14 protein-coding genes are annotated in these 16,950 nt (G+C 65.5%); 6 read left to right on the top strand and 8 right to left on the bottom strand.

All coding sequences use genetic code 11. The annotated features are described in order from the left end of the window. Positions 1-4: 4 nt before the first annotated feature. Positions 5-1,738, top strand: a complete 1,734-nt coding sequence (locus ACN20X_RS20655) for a midcut-by-XrtH protein (RefSeq protein ID WP_473209830.1) — start codon at positions 5-7, stop codon at positions 1,736-1,738. Positions 1,739-1,915: 177 nt separating this feature from the next. Further along, a complete protein-coding gene (locus tag ACN20X_RS20650) occupies positions 1,916-2,863 on the top strand; it encodes a type I secretion C-terminal target domain-containing protein (protein ID WP_473209829.1) in 948 nt (315 codons plus the stop codon). A gap of 54 nt (positions 2,864-2,917) precedes the next feature. Here ACN20X_RS20650 and ACN20X_RS20645 read toward each other — a convergent pair whose 3' ends face one another. The 5 genes from ACN20X_RS20645 to ACN20X_RS20625 form a co-directional block, all read right to left on the bottom strand. After that, a complete protein-coding gene (locus ACN20X_RS20645; protein WP_338500429.1) occupies positions 2,918-4,186 on the bottom strand; it encodes a ferritin-like domain-containing protein in 1,269 nt (422 codons plus the stop codon). A gap of 8 nt (positions 4,187-4,194) precedes the next feature. Further along, on the bottom strand, positions 4,195-5,061 hold the full coding sequence (locus tag ACN20X_RS20640) for a phosphate/phosphite/phosphonate ABC transporter substrate-binding protein (RefSeq protein ID WP_016450660.1): 867 nt from the start codon (positions 5,059-5,061) through the stop codon (positions 4,195-4,197). Positions 5,062-5,125: 64 nt separating this feature from the next. Next, positions 5,126-6,235: an acyl-CoA dehydrogenase family protein gene (locus tag ACN20X_RS20635; RefSeq protein ID WP_026062547.1), complete on the bottom strand. Its 1,110-nt coding sequence runs from the start codon at positions 6,233-6,235 to the stop codon at positions 5,126-5,128. 327 nt (positions 6,236-6,562) lie between these two features. Beyond that, a complete protein-coding gene (locus ACN20X_RS20630; RefSeq protein ID WP_034367634.1) occupies positions 6,563-7,795 on the bottom strand; it encodes a sensor domain-containing phosphodiesterase in 1,233 nt (410 codons plus the stop codon). 369 nt (positions 7,796-8,164) lie between these two features. Continuing rightward, on the bottom strand, positions 8,165-8,980 hold the full coding sequence (locus tag ACN20X_RS20625) for a helix-turn-helix domain-containing protein (RefSeq protein ID WP_034367637.1): 816 nt from the start codon (positions 8,978-8,980) through the stop codon (positions 8,165-8,167). A gap of 73 nt (positions 8,981-9,053) precedes the next feature. On the opposite strand from ACN20X_RS20625, the gene ACN20X_RS20620 reads away from it, so the two are divergent. Further along, the gene (locus ACN20X_RS20620; protein WP_034367640.1) at positions 9,054-9,770 is read left to right on the top strand and encodes an aspartate/glutamate racemase family protein; all 717 of its coding nucleotides are present in this window, start codon (positions 9,054-9,056) and stop codon (positions 9,768-9,770) included. 96 nt (positions 9,771-9,866) lie between these two features. On the opposite strand, the gene ACN20X_RS20615 is transcribed toward ACN20X_RS20620, so the two are convergent. From ACN20X_RS20615 to ACN20X_RS20605, 3 genes are all read right to left on the bottom strand, one after another. After that, positions 9,867-11,033 (bottom strand): GGDEF domain-containing protein, encoded by a 1,167-nt coding sequence (locus ACN20X_RS20615; protein ID WP_047474028.1) that lies wholly within the window; start codon positions 11,031-11,033, stop codon positions 9,867-9,869. 524 nt (positions 11,034-11,557) lie between these two features. Then, a complete protein-coding gene (locus tag ACN20X_RS20610) occupies positions 11,558-12,241 on the bottom strand; it encodes an energy-coupling factor ABC transporter permease (protein ID WP_016453227.1) in 684 nt (227 codons plus the stop codon). A gap of 202 nt (positions 12,242-12,443) precedes the next feature. Then, positions 12,444-12,833, bottom strand: coding sequence for a MerR family transcriptional regulator (locus tag ACN20X_RS20605; protein ID WP_016450653.1), 390 nt, complete (start codon positions 12,831-12,833; stop codon positions 12,444-12,446). Between the two features lie 72 nt (positions 12,834-12,905). Here ACN20X_RS20605 and ACN20X_RS20600 point away from each other — a divergent pair, with 72 nt between their 5' ends. The 3 genes from ACN20X_RS20600 (at position 12,906) to ACN20X_RS20590 (ending at position 16,928) form a co-directional block, all read left to right on the top strand. After that, entirely contained in the window at positions 12,906-13,985 is a 1,080-nt protein-coding gene (locus tag ACN20X_RS20600; RefSeq protein WP_473209828.1) for an SDR family oxidoreductase, read from the top strand. A 161-nt stretch (positions 13,986-14,146) separates the two neighbouring features. Then, complete coding sequence (locus ACN20X_RS20595; protein ID WP_473209827.1) at positions 14,147-15,043, top strand: oxidoreductase; 897 nt, start codon at positions 14,147-14,149, stop codon at positions 15,041-15,043. Positions 15,044-15,293: 250 nt separating this feature from the next. Next, positions 15,294-16,928 carry a sensor domain-containing diguanylate cyclase gene (locus tag ACN20X_RS20590; RefSeq protein ID WP_473209826.1) on the top strand — a complete coding sequence of 545 codons (1,635 nt, stop codon included), beginning with the start codon at positions 15,294-15,296 and terminating at the stop codon, positions 16,926-16,928. The last annotated feature ends 22 nt before the right edge of the window (positions 16,929-16,950 follow it).

Here is a 16,950-nt window from a genome sequence, read left to right as displayed (position 1 = left end):
ACCCATGCTGCAACTTTTCCAATTCCTTGCCCGCGGCACGTGGCTCGCACAGGCGTTGGGCGCCTTGGCCGTGGCCTGTGCCGTGCCGGCAGCCCAGGCCCAGAGCATCACTGCGGCACCGCTGGCGGCCGTGGCGCCGGCGGCGATTCCTGTGGACCACCCTGGCGCTCTTGCGCTGCTGGCACTGGCCATGGGGGCCTGCCTTGCATGGGGGGTGCGCACAGGGCGGATTTCCCCGGCCAGCCTGCGCGCCTGGGCCCTGGGCGGTGCTGTCGTGGCGACAGCGGCCACGGCGGCCTGGGGCGACCGGGTGCAGGCCCAGATACAGGAATTGCAGGAAGCCTTCAACCAGGCTGCGGGCGAGACGCTTGTCATTCCCGTGCAGGCGAGCGCCCTGGGCGCCGCTGGAGCGCCGCAGGGCTTCCTGCCCGTGGTCTACCGCAACCAGACATCGCTACGGCTGAAAATCACCGGCATCACGGACCCTGTGTGGAACACCTGCTTTCCGCTGGGCGTGCCGGGCACGATTCCTACGACGGCCCCACGTCCCGGCAGCGCCTGCGCGGTCGGCGCCGCGCTGGAGGCGGGCGGCTCCTGCTGGGTGGACGTGGCGCAGCTGTGCGCCAACGCGGCGGCCGCCGCGCACGGCAGCCACGCCAGCGTGCTTGCGCCCGACAGCGTGCAGGTGGACACGGCCGGGCAGCGCACGGGCAATGTGCTGTCCAACGATTCCGATGCCGATGGGGCGCTCGTGGTCGCCAGCTTCACCTATGAAGGCCAGACCGTGGCGGCCGGCAGCTCCCGGAACGTGGCGGGGCGCGGGACCTTCGCGCTGCAGGCAGACGGCAGCTTCACTTTCCAGGCGGATGCGAACTACAGCGGCGGCCATCCGCTGGGCATCGGCTACACCGTGCAGACCGGCGCGTCCAGCACGCTGAGTGTTTTCGTGAACCGGGTGCCCGTAGCCGGCAACGATACGGCCACCACCGATGCCGATACATCCGTCGCCATCGCCGTGCGCGGGAACGACAGCGATGCGGATGGGGACAGCCTGACCGTTTCCGGCATCACCCAGGGCACCCACGGTTCCGTGGTCGTGGATGCCGTCACGGGCAATCCGGTCTACACGCCGAACGCCAACTTCACCGGCAGCGACAGCTTCACCTACACCATTGGCGACGGCAGGGGCGGTTCTGCCACGGCCAGTGTGTCGGTGACGGTTGCTGCTGCACCCTCCGGCAATCAACCGCCAGTGTCTATCTCCGATGCGATAGTGGTGGCCGAGGGCGCTGTGGCCACGGTCCTTGCCAGCGGTGCAACCAGCGTGCTGGCCAACGACACGGACCCTGACGGCAATCCGCTCGTCGCGGTGCTGGTGACGGGTCCGGCGAACGGGTCCCTGACGCTGAGCGGCAATGGCACCTTCACCTATATCCACAACGGCAGCGAGACGGTTTCCGACAGCTTTGCCTACCGTGCCAGCGATGGGCTGGCCTTGGGAAACATCGTTACCGTTTCCATCACGGTCACTCCCGTGAACGATGCACCGGTTGCCGTGGCAGATCAATGGATGGTTGGCACGGACATCCCGCGGAGCATCAGCTTTGCCACGTTGCTGGCCAATGACACGGATGCCGACGGCGACAGCCTGACCATCACCTTGGCTCATTCGCCGATCAATGGCAGCCTTGCATCGCAGGCGGGCGGGGTGCTGTTCACGCCCGCGGCAGGCTACTAAGGACCGGCCAGCTTTCTCTACGACGTCACCGATGGGCGCGGCGGTACCAGTATCGGCACGGTCAATCTGTCGGTTGGAGCGGCCAGCGCTTCTTCGGTCGTTGTCCTGAAGTCCCTGCTGGCCATCGCACAAGGCACAGGCGGGACCAGCGTCAGGTTTCCGATAACCACGAAGCTGGTGGATACGGATGGCTCGGAAACCCTGTCGATCAGGATCAGTGGACTGCCCACCAATCTGTCCTTCAATGCGGGCACGAACCTGGGTGGTGGTGTCTGGCAGTTCACCGAAGCCGACCTGCCCAATCTCATCCTGAATCTGCCTGGCAGCTACACCACGAACGCCACCAATCTCACGGTCCAGGCCACGGCGACGGAGGTGAGCGGCGGCTTCACGGCATCGACATCCACCGTGGTCACGCTCAAGGCCTCATATACGACCGTGGATGTCACCACGACCCATAGCGGCAGCTATACGGGCAGCTCGGCCAGCGAATACATCGTTGGTGGCAACGGCGCCAACACCATCAGCGCCACCAACGGAAACAACATCGTTTTCGGAGGCGCTGGCGACGACAACCTGTCGGCGGACTCGGGCTCCGATGTGCTGATCGGCGGCAGCGGCAACGACACCCTCAACGCGGGATCGGGCACGGACCGGCTGATCGGAGGCTCCGGCGACGACCTGTTGATAGGCGGCGATGCGGGCGAGAACTTTGTGGATGTCTTTGCCTGGTCGCTGGGAGACCAGGGGGCGGCAGGAACGACGGCCATGGACCGAATCCAGAACTTCGCCACGGCGGCCGCGGGAGCCAACGGCGCAGGCGGTGATGTACTGGACCTGCGCGACCTGCTGCAGGGCGAATCCGCAGGCCCCGGCAATGCCGCAGGCAACCTGGCCAACTACCTGCACTTTGAGATCACGGGAGGTGATACCTGGGTCCATATCAGCCACACGGGCGGCTTCGGTGCGGACTCCCATGCGGCGGGTGCAAGCTATTCGGCATCGGCCGAGACCCAGCAGATCATCCTGGAAGGCGTGAATCTGCAGACGCTGTATTCCGGTGCCGCCACGGATCAGCAGATCATCACGCAGCTGCTGAACAACAGCAAATTGATCGTGGATTGACCGGCGCCGGTCCTATGGCCACCGGGCACCGCGCACCGGGTCCGTTTCTCGTGCCTACATGAAATTGCGCGTATGCAGCGAAGCCAGCCGCTCCGCATGCCCACGCTCGAACCCCAGCCGCAGCAGCTTGGAAAACCGGCCGTCTGCCATGTCGCGCATGAGCTGCTGCACGCGGGCGGCGCCACGGGCCAGGGCCTCGGGGGTGAGGGTGCCGGCCGCGATGAGGATCAGGGCGTCGAAGACTTCCTCGTTCAGCCCCGAGGTGCCGGCCAGGTTGTCGAAGCGCTGCTCCACGGCCTGGGCCAGCTGGTGCTGGAAGCCGGGCTCGTGCTGCAGGCGGTACAGCAGGTGGGACATGCCCAGGGCCACATGGCGCGCCTCGTCGCGCGCGGCCAGGCGGCAGATCTGGCGTGTGAGGGGGTCGGGCGCCTCGGTCTGCAGGAACTGCAGCAGGTGCACGAAGGTGCCTTCGCCCAGTACCGACAGCAGGAAACCCGCCACGGAAAAATCCGTCTCGTCCAGCAGGCTCTTGAGCGAGGCCTGTCCACCCGCCGTGGACAGCGCGGGCTCGCGGCCGTGGCGGCGGATGCGGCGCGTGAAGACATCGATATGTCGCGCCTCGTCGGCCACCTGGATGGCCAGCGCCGCCTGCAGCTCGCGGTAGTGCGGGTGCAGCTGGCCCAGAAAGCGCGCAGGCACCAGCAGGGCCGCATTCTCGTTCTCCACCATGTAGGTCATGAGCTGGACGATGGCGTCCTCCACGGGCGCGGGCAGCTCGGGTGCGTCGTTCCAGTCGATATCGGTGTCGGCATTCCACTGCGCGGCCACGGCCTGGGCGTAGAGGTCGGAGGCGCTGTCGGTCCAGACCTGCAGCTTGTCGCTGAGCCGGAAATGGAAGGCCGGCGCCCCGGCTTCCACCTGCGCGCCACGCGCGGCCAGGCCCCAGAAAGGCTGGGCCTGCGCGGCCACGGCACCGTCGCCCGAGCGCGCATCGCTGCGGCCCGTCTGCGCCGCGCCGCGCCAGCGCCCGGCCTGGGCGCCGCCGCGCGCCACGATGGCCATGGCCTGTGCTGCGTCCACGCCATCCTCCCAGCGCAGGCCATGGCCCTGGTCGCTGCACCAGCCCGACAGCTGGGCCTGCCAGCCCGGCGCGCTGCCGGTCACGCGCAGTTGCCCGCCCACGGACAGGGCGGCCAGCGCGTGCTTGACCAGCAGATGGGCGCCGGCATCGAAGCCCAGGCCCTGCAGGTCGATGACAGGCAGGGTGGAGGCGGGCTGGGTGGAGGCGGGCAGGGCGCCGCTGTCGGAATCAGGCATGGCCATGGCGCGTATCAGTAACGGTAGTCCTGCACGGTGATGCGGCCTTCGGCGTCGTAGAAGGCCTCGTCCGTCACCGCGCGCTCCAGCAGGCCGTAGCCCGTGCCGCGGCCCGGGTGCCAGACCTTCAGGCCTTCCAGCTCCAGCAGCGGGCGCACGGCCGCGTCGTCCCAGGACATGGCCAGCAGGATGTCGCGGAAGGCGGCGGCACGCCCGGCATCGATGTGCGGGCCGGCCGTCATGTTGCAGTGGTCGAAGGCGCCCGAGGTGGCCAGCACGCGCGTGCCGCCGGCCGGCAGCGTGCCTTCGCGCGCAAAGGCCAGGTAGTTCTTGCCCACCATCCATGAAGCCTGTATCTCGCCGGCCACCATGGCGGCGGCGGCCAGGCGCTCGCCGCCGATGTGGTCGCCGTGCTTGCCGCCCAGCACGTCAAAGCGGCGTGCCGTGTAGTCGCGCCCGGCCACCAGCCCTTGCTGGCGCAGATGGTCCAGCGGGATCAGCGTGGCCTGGGGCGAATCCACGGCACCGAAGCCCACGGTCTTGCCGCGCAGGTCCTGCACGCTCTGGATGGGGCTGTCTGCGGGCACGACCAGCAGCGAATGCAGGTCCAGGTCGGTATCGCGCATGGCGATGGACTCCACGCGCAGGCCGCGCGCGCGGGCCATGCGGTCGGCGCGCACAAAGGCCAGCGGCGAGTTCCAGGCCAGGTGCACATCGCCTGCCATCAACGCCTCGGTCAGCGACTCGTAGTTGGAATAGAGAACGTAGTCGAAGTAGTAGCCGCGCTCGATGAAATACGCCTTGAAGCCTTCCCAGATGGTGATCACCTTGGGGGCGTAGGCCACGGCGCCGAGCTTGATCACGGGGGCGGTTGTCGTCATGCGGAAGTCCTTTGCTGGATGGGGGAGGAGGGGTGAAGCGATCGACGGGTTCTGCCGTTCAGGCTCAGGCGGCGGCGTCGCACATGCCTTTGCCCAGCATGTCGTAGATCACATCGGTGGTGGGCGCCATGACCGAGGCGGCGCGCGCATCGCGGAACAGGCGCTCTATGCCCAGCTCCTTGCGGAAGGCGGCGCCGCCGCACACGCGCATGGCAATGTCGGTCACTTCCAGTGCGGCCTCGGCGGCTGCGGCCTTGCTCTGCAGCAGGCGGGTGCGCGCATCGGCCCGGGCCGCCTGCACGGCGGCCACGGTATCGTCGCGCAGCAGGCGGGCCTGCTCCAGGCGCAGCTGGGCACGGGCCAGGTAGGCGCGGATGGTGGGCAGGTCGGCCAGCGAGCTGCCGCTTTCCGCAAAGCGCGTGCCCGCCACATGGGCCACGGCGCGGCGCAGCGCGCCCTGCATCAGGCCGATGGACGTGGTGGCGATCAGCGTGGGAAAGAAGGGCATCAGATAGCGGCCCTTCACGGCCTCGCCCTCGCCGTCGGCGCCCAGCATGCGGGCGCGTGGAACGCCCACGTTGCGTGCCTCGATGGGCGAGGACGCATTGCCGCGCAGCCCCATGCCGTTGAAGCGTCCGGGAATGGACAGGCCCGGCAGCCGGCTGTCCACCAGCCACAGCGTATTGCCCTCGCCCTGCGTGGCGCGCGAGATCCAGACATAGGAATCGGCCTCGCCGGCCGACGTGATCATGCTCTTGAGCGCGTTCAGGTGGATGACATCTTCAGCGGCGGTCGCCGTGCCCGTCGGCGCCCAGATATGGCTGCGCGAGCCGGCTTCGGACACGGCCAGCGTGGTGAGGTGGCGGCCGGCCGCGATCTCGCGGCGCACAGGGTCGTCGGCAAAGGGTTCGATCAGCGCCACGCCGCAGTAGTGCATGGTCAGCACCATGGCCGTGCAGGGGCAGTCCTGGGCAATGCGCTCGACGACCTGCACCGCTTCGGCCAGGCCCTTGCCCAGGCCGCCCACCTCGCTGGCGCTGATCAGGCCCAGCAGGCCGGCTGCCGCCAGTGCATCCAGCGCGGCGCGCGGGTAGCGCGCCTGCTCGTCGATCTGCGCGGCCTGGGGCGCGATGATGTCGCGCATGAGGGGTTCGAGTTGCTTCAAAACTTCCATCTGGGTTCACCGTAGGCATGCCCATGACCGCCTGCCGGGAGGCTGTTGCTGGAAGTCTGGGGAAATGCTGGGGCGCCGCGATGGCCGCTGGACGCGCCTGCCGCATGCAGACCTGCAATGGCGGATGGGCTAGGGAAAGAATGCAGGCGATTATGCGCCGGGTGCACTACGGCTTCGCGCAACGGACGCCTTGCTCGGGCACCATGGCTGGTGTGTGCTTGATCCCGGTCAAGGTGGCGGGAGAACGCTGCGTCGCCACAGCACATTCACGCACGCATGCAGGCAGGCACGCATTCACGCAGGCTCGAAAGCTTGAACGCCTGGGCCCTAGGCCCTGGCAAGCCCCATGGCCAGCGCCTGTGCTGACCCCATCGGCTTGGCAAAGAAGTAGCCCTGGGCCAGATCCACGCCAAGGCTTGCCAGCGCATTGAATTCCTCTGCAGTCTCCACACCTTCGGCGACCACCACGCTTCCTATTTCGTGCGCGAAACTCGTGAGCCCCTTGGCGAGCGCACGGCGGCTGCGGTCGGTATCGACGTCGTGCGTGATGCTCATGTCCAGCTTGATCATGTCCGGTTGAAGATGCAGGATGTGCCGCATGCTGGAGTAGCCGGCACCGGCATCGTCGACTGCCAAGGTCGCGCCCCGGCGCCGCAGCGGAGCCAGTGCATCGGCCAAAGCCCTGTAGTCATCCACGGCGGCATGCTCCGTGATTTCCAGCGTCACGCGCGACAGATCCTGGTCCGAACCCAGAAGCCGGGGCAGCTGCCCCGACTGGATCAGCTGCGGCGAGCAGTTGACTGCGAGCAGCCAATCGGTTGGCAGGCGACCGAGCGCGCCAAGCGCCGTGTCGATTGCATGGCGCTCCAGCTCCAGCCCCAGGCCGACTTCGTGCGCTGCCTTGAACCATTGGTCTGGCGGGCGAAATGGCTCCAGGTCAAAGCGCGACAAGCACTCAAAACCGTGCAGCTTGCCTGTCGCGATGGTGTATACGGGCTGAAATACAGGGCGCAGCGCATTTCCCTGCATGGCAAGGCGGATTTCGTTGGCCGCTTTGTCCCTTGCATGCTGGACCGCAGAAGTTGCACTGAAATGCAGTCCCAATAAATCGGAGAATGCCCGCAATAGCGACATATCGTGCTCACCCAGCGCGGGATTGGGCTGGTGGCTGAAGCAGCACAAGGTGCCGTACAGACGGTTGTCATCCAGGCGGATCGGTACGCTCAGGTGCGAGCCGATGGGAATGGTGTGCGTCTCCGGTATTCCCTGTGCAGCGGGTAAACGGGACGTGTCTGGAATCAACTGCGGCAATTCGCCATTGACCACCTTCTGGCAATAGCCCTCGTTCAATGGAATCTTCTGCTGCCGGAAAATCACACCGCCAGTGCTCTCGTCCACATGCTCCAGCACCCGATCCGCTTCGCGGAATCGGGCCACAAAGGCCACATCCATGCCCAGATGCCGCCGGACCACGGACAGCACACGGTCCACTCCATCCAGTTCAATGGCGAAAGCAAAAATTCTGCTCAAAGGTGCGAATGTGGATTTTCGAGGGGTCATTTCATTGATCTGCTCTATCAGATGTGTACGCACATTGAATGGGCACGCTGCTGGCGGATTGGCGGTCCTCAGTTCTGCCCGGCATGGCCGAGCGGCACGATATGCCGTTGATAACGGGAATGAATTATCGGTAGTCCGCTCCATTGGCAGGAACACGGCAAGGTTTGGGGTGCCGCGCCATCGCAAATCAGAACAGGGGGAGAGCAATGGCCCTAAGTATGCGCGGTTGAAGTGCGCAGGTCGAGTCCGTCTGTTCGGATTGACAATGGGAATGAAAAGCCAACGCGGGAACTTGCAAGTTCATTGCACCGCCTGGAACACCGGTCATGCCGCATGCCCCGGGCGTGACGGGTCCAGGTGCTCCATCGGTCACTGCCTGGCCGTATGGCGAATGCGGGCCAGGTACTGGCTGGGCGTCAGCCCCAGATGTTTGCGAAACGCGGCTCCCATGTGCGATTGATGGCTGAAGCCGCAATCGTGGGCGATACAGGCCAGCGAATCGGCATCCGCCCGCATCATGGAGCGGGCCGCCTGTATGCGGGTCTCCACAAGATAGGCATGCGGAGTCATGCCAAGCAGCTGGGAAAACTCACGCAGAAAACGCAGCGGGGTGCGACGGGTCATCCGGGCCAGCTGGGCAATGCTCAACGGCTGTGCAAACTCGGCCGCCATGCGCTCCAGAACCGGCCGATAGACCGGGCGCAATGCATCGATGCGCGGGATGGGCGCATGGGGCACATCCCTCGCATCGACGCATTGCCGGGCCATGAAGTGCAGGGCTGCCTGCTCTATTGCCAGGGTGTCCGTCTCGGGGCAAAGCAGCAGTTGCCGCAGCTGGTGCGCAATCTGCAAGGCGGCGCGCTGGCCAGGGTGTACAACGCGCCGGGCTTCGGTGTCAGGCACTGCGTCGTCCAGCCATTGCTCCCATTGCGCAGGGGTACAGCGAACCACCAGGTACTCGCCGCCCGTGGCCGATTCGGAAAACACATCCACCCCCGGTGGCGTGCGTGCCACCGTGCCGGGCCATGTGTCGAAGTCCACGCGGCGGTCGCTGCCAATGGCATGCACGCCTTGCTGGCGCTCCAGCGCAATGCCCAGCGAATGAAGGCGGGTCGGGTCATGGCTGCTGTAGGCCGCGCGGCCCAGCAGCTGCACCTCGAATCCCGGTAGTTCCTGAACTTTCATCACCCTGGTGCCTTGTGTCTTGAACTGAAATTTCTTGATAGACGGGAAACCGGGCGCTGCCCACACTGAAGGCATGAACGCAAACCACACGGAAATTCACCGCATCATCGGTCTCATCGGGGGCATGAGCTGGGAGTCCAGTGCCGAGTACTACCGGCTCATCAACCAGGGCGTGCGCGACCGGCTGGGTCCGCTGCGCTCTGCAAAACTGCTCATGTACAGCGTGGATTTTGGCCCTATCGAGCTGGCCCAGCATGAAGGCCGCTGGGATGACGCAGCCGCCTTGCTGGAAGATGCCGCGCGGCGGCTGCAGGATGGCGGGGCGGATGGGGTGCTGCTGTGCACCAACACCATGCACAAGCTGGCAGACCGCATTGCGGCAGCGGTGCGCATCCCTTTTCTGCACATTGCCGACCCGGTGGCCGATGCGGCCCGGGCGGCAGGCTACCGCAGGCTGGGGCTGCTGGGCACCCGCTTCACCATGGAGCAGCCCTTCATGCGCGAGCGCCTGCAGCAGCAGGGGCTGGAGGTGATGGTGCCGCAGGAGGCGGACCGCGCCGAAGTGCACCGCATCATCTACGAGGAACTGTGCGCAGGCCGGATACGGGAAGAGTCGCGGCGCACCTATCAGCGCATCATGGCGCAGCTGGCCGGGCAGGGCGCCCAGGCCATGGTGCTGGGCTGCACGGAAATCAGCCTGCTGGTGCAGCAGGCGCATTGCCCCGTGCCCGTGCTGGACACCACGGCCTTGCATGCCGAGGCTGCGGTGGACTTTGCATTGACGCCTTGAGGCGCCAAAACGACCCGGACTGAACCGGCCCGGACCCCTATCAGCGGCAGATGTGACCTGCAAGCGCACGCAAGCGGCCCACCTGCGGCAAGCAGATCATCCGTGGGGCCGCCCTGGCGCAAGCGGGGCGAGTTCCATCCGGTCCCGTCCCTTGCGCTTCGATGCATAGAGGGCCTCGTCGGCCTGCTTGAGCCAGTGGGACAGCTCTGTTCCGGGCTGGTCGAACAAGGCCGCACCGATGCTCAGGGACACGGGCTGCGGCGTCGCGAACATCGCGCGCGCCTGCTGCACGAACGCCTCGCGCAAGTCCTGGCCCAGCGCCTGCGCGGCCGTGCCGCAGACGTTGTGCAGCAGGATCACGAACTCATCCCCGCCCAGCCGCGCGGCCAGTGCGCCGCGAGGCAGCACGCTGCGGATGAGGTCGCTCAGCGTCATCAGCAGGCGGTCGCCGGCATCGTGGCCGTGCAGGTCATTGACCTGCTTGAAGTGGTCGATGTCGATCAGCAGCAGGGCGCCGGGGCGGGCCGGCGAGGCTTGTGCCAGCAGCGCCGGTGCGCGCAGATAGAGCGCGCGGCGGTTGTCCAGGGAGGTCAGCGGATCGCGGGCGGCAATCTGCGCGATGCGCTCCTCGCGGCGATGGCGCTCCGTCCCGGTCATGGACATGGCCAGCAGCATGATCGCCATCACGCCCTCCACCAGCGAGATCAGGATCACCGTGCCGCGGAAACTGCCCAGGTTGACGAAGGCGTCCAGCGCCACGGTCGATCCTGCCTTGGCGAGGTAGAACAGGCCGTGGGCCAGCAGCACGAAACTCAACTGCGCCGCGCCCATGCCCAGCGCGCCGCCATGCGGGCGCAGCAGCAGGCCGGCGCGCAAGGTGGTGATGGCGATCAGCAGCGACTGGATGCCCAGCATCGCCTTGGACCACCAGGGCCCGTCTGGCAGAAACAGCATGGCCAGCCAGACGACGGCCAGCAGCCACCAGAAGTGCGACAGCCGCACGCGCATGAATCCGGCGACCCCGGCCAGGAACAGCCAGTGGGCGGCGATCAGCAGGCCGTTGGGAAACCAGATGCCCAGCAGCACATGGCCGCTGGAACGCAGCAGGGCTAGCACGCAGCCCACGACGATGATGGCGAACCCCGCGCTCCACAGCAGCAGCGAGCGTTCGCGCACGCTGCTCCATTCCGCAGCCAGATACAGCGCCGAAGCGGCCGCCATGGCCGTGGTGAGAACGAGCAGGGTGAAGGGGTCGAGAGCCATGGGCGATGGAGGTATCGGCGCAGGCGCGCTCCTTGTGAGAGCCGCCAGACAAGGAGCAATGCGGCGACGGTCCGTGCCGTCGCGATGCAGTGGAGCAAAGCGAGCGGGGCGGATTGTCGCAGGAAGCGGGTTTTCAGGCTTGCCCGATCACCCGGCTGCAGCGATTCCGGCGTCGGCCGCGTTGCCAAGGCCACGTCGCGGAGGCGAACGCCGGGTCCTTGCACTGCGCAGGCATCCCGCCGCTCCAGACCATGGCGAAGCCGTCCTCACTGCTGGGCTGCGGGCTCTGTTGGAAGCCCGGGGCCTTGTGGAAGGCGGTGGATTTGCCGAGCTCGCTTGCCGGCAGGCTGATGAAGAGGGACCTGGTCATGCTGGACCAAGAGGAAGCGGCCACGGCTGCGCGCGGGGCCGTCCATGCACCTGCCGCTCCCCGCTTTGCCATGGTGGCCCGGGGGCGGCAAGGCGGGAGCACCGGGGCAAGATGCGCTATGGGGCGTCAACCGTGACCGGGGGAGCCGGCCCTGTCAGACGGCAACGGCGTGCAGGCGGGTATTGAAAAGCGGCCCTTGGGTGAAGGTCGCCAGGCGCTTGGCCAGCCACAGCACCGCCAGGTCCACCAGGGGTTCCACCAGCACGACGCACATGTAGGCAGCACCGAAGCTTGCCACCTCGGTCAAGGTTGCCAGGCTGGCACCGTGGCCGTAGATGGCCCAGAACGCGACCCACAGGACAATGCCGCCCTGGTAGGTGGTGGACAGGGCCAGGGCCTGCCTGTAGCTGATGTCCACATAGGCCGTGCCGGCGGGAATCAGCCGGCGCGCCAGTTGGTTCACCGCATACAGCGGCACCAGCAAGGTGGTGACGTTCATGCCGTACTGCGGCAGGTCGAAGGGGGCAAAGAACAGGCCCTGCACCAGCAGGCCGAACGCCAGGCCGATGGCCGCAGCTCCCGCGCCGAACATCAGCAGCAAGGTCGAGCCCAGGATCAGATGGACCTCGGACACGCCGACCGGCTCGTGCGGAAACACCTCGAAGAAGCTGAACACCAGCGCGGTGGTGATGACACTGCGGGCCAGCAGCGCGAGCCAGCCGCCGTTGTCGCGCAGGCTTTGCCGTGCCAGGGCGGCGGTCAGGCCGAAGGCCGCTGCGGCGGTGACATAACTGAGGGCGATTTTTTCGGGGCTGACGACGCCGGGTTCGATGTGCATGGGAGGTCCTGAACAGTCAAGGTCCGTTGCAGGGCGGGCGCCGGCTGCGCAACGGCAAAGGTATTGAGCATAGCCGTGGATGAATGGCTGCGCCATGCCTTGGCGCGGCAGATGCGTTTTCTGTCTAGGCTGCGCGGATGTACTCGGGTGATGCCGGGAGCAGCCATGCAGCGATTGCCGCTGTTGTCTGGATGCCGACAGCTCACTTCAAGGCGTTGTTGAGTCGCTGAAGCTCAAGTTGCTTGGCAGCACTGGCCTCGAGATTTGCACGCTCCTCGTCCAAATACCGATAAATGCTTTTGAGCTCAGTGATTTTCTTTCTGATTTCCAGCATTTTCTTTTCAATCAACTTGGCACCCTCGGCACAATCGATTGACTTGTTTCTCTGAGCGTCCAGAATTTCGCCTATTTCCGCAAGAGAAAATCCCATGCTTTGTGCGCGCTGGATAAATCCAAGATCCTGCAGGGTTTGTGGTGTGTAAACACGGTAATTGTTGTTTCGCCGCAATGGTGCGATAAGGCCGATCTTCTCGTAGTAGCGCAGGGTATGGCGGCTGGCGCCGCTGCGGACCTCGAGTTCGCCGATATTCATGAAAAAACGCTTGACTATAGAGTTGGGTCGACAGTCTACACTCGATTTTTCATCGTGCCAAGGAGCAGAAAAATGAGCGTGGAGTGCTTTGTTACGGGAGGGACCGGCTTCATCGGCCAGCATCTGGTGTCATGCCTGAGCGCAAAAGGTCACACGATTCGGGTGCTGATGCGTCGCCCGGAGCGCCTGGCGCAACTGCGGGAGCAGGTCGACAATCTGGGAGGTGTCGCAAACCGTGTCTTTGCCGTGGCTGGCGATCTGGAGCAGGAGAGCCTCGGCTTGAGTCTTTCCGATCGAGAGGCTTTGCGGCAGGCCGAAGTTGTGTTCCACCTGGGCGCCCACTTCGCGTGGGGCCTTTCAATGGAGCATTCGCGTGCAGTGAATGTGGAAGGTGCAAAGCGCGTGGCGTTGTTGGCAGCGCAGCAAGATAGCCGGCTGGTGATGATCGGCGGCTATATGCTGAAGAACAATGAACATCTGCAGCGCATCGGAATTGATCCCGGCCATCCGGAAAGGACTCATTGGCCTGCCGTCTATCGGCGTGTCGGCGCTTACGAGGGGAGCAAACTGGAGGCGCATTTCGCGACCCTGGAGTTCATGGCTGCCAAGGGAGGGAAAATGACCGTCGTGCACCCCGCAACGGTCTGTGGTCATAGCCGCACGGGACATATACCTTGCAGCCAGCCACTGGTGGATCTGATACGCAATCTGGCGGAGGGAAAACTGGCTGCAGTGCCCGGTAGCGCAGAGCACTGGTTGCCATTGGTCACTGTGGATTATCTGGTCGAGCTGGTTTCGGCTTGCGCTTTTGATCCTTCCATGGCCGGTCAGGAGCTCCTGGCGCTTGACGACCAAAGTCCCAACTTGCGAGAACTCCTGGCAGAGGTGGCACAACCTCTTGGAATAAAGTCCCCAAAGCATCATATTTCGCTCCGATTGCTGAAGTGGCTTTTGAGCATTCCTCCGGTCGCGCGGTTTTTGAATACGGATGCCGAAGCCCTGGACTTCATCCAGACTACGCGTTTTGACACAGCGGCGGTCGAGCAATTCGCCAAAAGGCACGGAATATCAAAGCCGGATATTCGTCAATCGTTACGGAATACTGCAATGTTCGTCAAATCATATTGCATGCCCAGTGAAAAAGTCCACTGACGTGTATTTTGCCGGGATGAATACTGAGAAACTATCAAGATGCATTGCACCTATGCAGGCACAGCCAAGAGCAGCCCTCCACTGCGCCCGTGGCACTCCATAATTGTCCTTTTCAGGTGTCGAGGCCGGCGCCGAGCATCCGTTTCGAGGAATCCGCTTCAGTGAATCAACAAGTCCATACAAGAATCGCTGTCCTGGGGCCCGGTGCGATCGGGACCACCGTCGCTGCTGCGTTGCACGAAGTCGGCCGCACGCCCATGCTTTGCGGCCGTACGCCGCGTGACAGCCTGGTGCTGCAAGGTAGCGGTGTTCGCATCGTTGTTCCCGGGCCGGTGAGAACGGATCCAGCACAGATTGCACGCCCGGTGGACCTCGTTTTTCTCGCGGTCAAAGCGACTCAGACCGCTGCCACTGCGCAATGGCTTGCGGCGTTGAGCGGCCCGCAAACCGTCGTGTGTGTCCTGCAAAACGGGGTCGAGCAGTTGGAGAGTGTCACTGCGCTGTGCCCTCAGGGGCGAGTCGTTCCTGCAGTCGTGTGGTTCCCTGCGCAGGCGCAATCCGATGGATCGGTGCTCCTGCGCAGCGATGCTCGGATCAGCCTGCCTGACGAAGCGGCCTCCCTCCTGGTTGCGCAGGCACTGCAAGGCTCCCGGTGTCTGGTAGACCTGGTTTCGAATTTCAGATCTCTGGCCTGGCAAAAGCTGCTGCAGAACGCGGCGGCCGGGCTCATGGCGCTCACGCATCGCCGCTCAGGCATGTACGGCCGGCACGACATCTCCAAGCTCACACTGGGCTATCTGCAGGAGTGCCTGGCCGTGGCACGCGCCGAAGGTGCTGAACTGGGCGATGAGGTCCCGCAGGCGATCCTCGACAAGTTCCAGGCATCCCCTGCCGACCTGGGCACGTCCATACTGGCGGATCGCGAAGCAGGCCGTCCGCTCGAATGGGATATCCGCAACGGCGTTATCGCGCGCCGCGGCCGGGCGCGCGGGGTTCCGACCCCGATCGGTGATGTCTTGGTGCCGCTTCTTGCTGCCGCGAGCGACGGCCCCGGCTGATCACCCATGCCTTGACGATAAGGCCTGTGATCACAGGTCTGCCATCCGCATTCAGCCTGAAACTGCCGGCAGCACCCCCCAATCCCAACCCTGCCGGCCGATTTTTCCGAAGCCGGGGACAATACCGGGTTCGCGGGTTTTTCCGGCTCGACCTGGGTCGAGGACGGGAATCGCTTGCGGAAGGAAGCTGCACTGGCGTTGAACCCGGACGCAGAAAACCCCAAGATCGGACGGCGGCGAGACCGCCGAGATGGCGCAGGTGCATGTGACGAAGAGGGATTGGTGGACAAGGGCCTGCCGCAGCCGCAGCGGTCGGCCCGTCAAACGCGATACCCGCCTGGTGGGCTGGCTGCTGGCCGTGGTGTTCGTGTCGGTATCGGCGGCCACGGTGTGGCAGTTGGTGGCTGCACGCCAGCGCACGCTGGCCGAGGTGGATACCGTCAACCGCAATCTGGCGCAGACGCTGAATACCTATTCCGAAGGCGTGATCACCCAAAGCTCCATGCTGCTGCTGGGCATTGCCGAAAGGCTGGAGCTGGATGGCGCCGGTGCCGCGCACCTGGAGCGCGTGCTGCATCTGGTCAACCGCCAGGAGCAGCTGCTGAACCAGCTCAACGAGCTGCTGGTCGTGGACGCGCAGGGGCGCTGGCTGATGTCGTCCAAGGGGACGTTTCCCCCAGGAACGCAAAGCGCGGACCGCGACTTCTTCACGCACCACCGCGACGACCCGTCGTCAGGCATCTACATCGGGCCGCCGATCCGCAGCCGCTCCACAAGCGAATGGGTGATCACCATCAGCCGGCGCTATACCGACAGCGAGGGTCAGTTTGCCGGCGTGGTCGTGGTGACGCTGGGTGTGGAAAATTTCCTGCGGCTGTTCGGCAAGATCGACATCGGCGAGCAGGGCGCCATTTCACTGAGCACGCCGGGCGGGCAACTGCTGGTGCGCCACCCCTTCCGTGAGCAGGACCTGGGCCGGGACTTCTCGCAGTCGCCCAATTTCCTGCGCCACTATGCGGGGGCGATGTCGGGCACGGCGTCGTTCCGCTCGGGCCTGGATGGCACGGAAAGAATCTATGCCTTCCTGCGCAGCGAGCGCTATCCGCTGGTGACCACGGTGGCCCTGGGCCGCGACGAGGCGCTCAGTTCCTGGCAGCGCCAGGCGCAACTGACGCTGGCCGTGGTGCTGGGGCTGTTTCTGGCGATTGCGCTGATCGGCTGGCGGCTGACGGCGGCGATGCGGCTGCGCTCGCGTGCCGAATGCTCCCTGGTCAGCGCGCGCGAGGAATTGCTGCAGGCCAACCGCCGGCTGGAGGTGCTGGCCACCCAGGACCAGCTCACGGGCCTGGCCAACCGGCGCCGCTTCGACGAGGTGCTGGAGCGCGAGGCACGGCGCGCCGTGCGCGAGGGCACGCCGCTGTCGCTGCTGCTGATCGATCTGGACCATTTCAAGGGCTACAACGACGCCTACGGCCATGTGGCGGGCGATGCCTGCCTGCAGACAGTGTGTCGCGCCCTGGCCCAGGCCGTGCAGCGGCCCGGCGACATGGCGGCGCGCTACGGCGGGGAGGAGCTGGCCGTGGTGCTTCCCAATACGGACCAGGCCGGCGGGCTGCAGGTGGCCGAGCGGCTGCGTGCGCGCATCGAGGGCCTGGGCCTGGAGCACCGCAGCAGCCGCTTCGGCCATGTGACGGCCAGCATCGGCGTGGCGACGGCGCAGTGCGGTGAGGCTGGCGCGACTCAAGGCGCTACACAAAGCGCTACACAAAGCGCTACACAAGGCACTACCCACGGCTCCAAAGGTGCCGCCGTGGCGCTGGTGGAAGCGGCCGACCGTGCGCTGTACCGCGCCAAGGCCGCAGGGCGCAACTGCGTGCAGGGCTGAATGGGGGTGGGTCTGCGCGCGC

The organism is Delftia sp. PX-1, assembly GCF_055797465.1.
This window is presented reverse-complemented; position numbering and strand designations above follow the sequence as displayed.

Bases quoted from the DNA above. Each gene is read 5' to 3' on its own strand.
- ACN20X_RS20655 (WP_473209830.1), top strand. From the start codon at position 5: ATGCTGCAACTTTTCCAATTCCTTGCCCGCGGCACGTGGCTCGCACAG.
- ACN20X_RS20645 (WP_338500429.1), bottom strand. From the start codon at position 4,186: ATGGCCATGCCTGATTCCGACAGCGGCGCCCTGCCCGCCTCCACCCAG.
- ACN20X_RS20640 (WP_016450660.1), bottom strand. From the start codon at position 5,061: ATGACGACAACCGCCCCCGTGATCAAGCTCGGCGCCGTGGCCTACGCC.
- ACN20X_RS20635 (WP_026062547.1), bottom strand. From the start codon at position 6,235: ATGGAAGTTTTGAAGCAACTCGAACCCCTCATGCGCGACATCATCGCG.
- ACN20X_RS20630 (WP_034367634.1), bottom strand. From the start codon at position 7,795: ATGACCCCTCGAAAATCCACATTCGCACCTTTGAGCAGAATTTTTGCT.
- ACN20X_RS20625 (WP_034367637.1), bottom strand. From the start codon at position 8,980: ATGAAAGTTCAGGAACTACCGGGATTCGAGGTGCAGCTGCTGGGCCGC.
- ACN20X_RS20620 (WP_034367640.1), top strand. From the start codon at position 9,054: ATGAACGCAAACCACACGGAAATTCACCGCATCATCGGTCTCATCGGG.
- ACN20X_RS20615 (WP_047474028.1), bottom strand. From the start codon at position 11,033: ATGGCTCTCGACCCCTTCACCCTGCTCGTTCTCACCACGGCCATGGCG.
- ACN20X_RS20610 (WP_016453227.1), bottom strand. From the start codon at position 12,241: ATGCACATCGAACCCGGCGTCGTCAGCCCCGAAAAAATCGCCCTCAGT.
- ACN20X_RS20605 (WP_016450653.1), bottom strand. From the start codon at position 12,833: ATGAATATCGGCGAACTCGAGGTCCGCAGCGGCGCCAGCCGCCATACC.
- ACN20X_RS20600 (WP_473209828.1), top strand. From the start codon at position 12,906: ATGAGCGTGGAGTGCTTTGTTACGGGAGGGACCGGCTTCATCGGCCAG.
- ACN20X_RS20590 (WP_473209826.1), top strand. From the start codon at position 15,294: ATGGCGCAGGTGCATGTGACGAAGAGGGATTGGTGGACAAGGGCCTGC.